We start from the raw sequence: 409 nt of genomic DNA, 5'->3' as shown, positions 1-409 counted from the left end.
AACTGAAGATTGAAGAAGAAAATCGAGCTTTAGGCAGCATCAAGAACACTGATATAGGGATTATGATACAAAAGAAGAAAAGAAGTGAAACCAAAGAGTATCTGACAAAAGAAGAGAGAAAACAAATGGAAGATACCTTTGATCAGTTCATGCCAAGTTTTAAAGAAAAACTTTGGTCGGTATATGATATCAGCAATCGAGAGTTAAATGTTTGCATGCTCATCAAATTAGGATGCAAGCCTGCTGATATGGCATGTCTGTTAGGATGCACACCATCAGCCATCTCGAAAATAAGAATCAGATTATACAAAAAGTTCTTTAATAAGCCGGGGAGCGCAGAAGATTGGGACAGGTTTATTCTTGCTCTATAAGTATAAATATGATAAAAGCTCATTTGCCTTGGTGCAAA

General features: G+C 36.2%; 1 protein-coding gene. It reads left to right on the top strand.

What is annotated here, in order from left to right; translation table 11 throughout:
* Positions 1-371, top strand: a 371-nt coding sequence (locus D4A39_RS17855; RefSeq protein ID WP_199699507.1) for a helix-turn-helix transcriptional regulator, incomplete at its 5' end; no start/stop codon positions are given.
* Positions 372-409: the final 38 nt, after the last annotated feature.

The organism is Alcanivorax profundi, from assembly GCF_003597125.1.
GTDB classification, from domain to species: Bacteria; Pseudomonadota; Gammaproteobacteria; order Pseudomonadales; family Alcanivoracaceae; genus Alcanivorax; species Alcanivorax profundi.
This window is presented reverse-complemented; position numbering and strand designations above follow the sequence as displayed.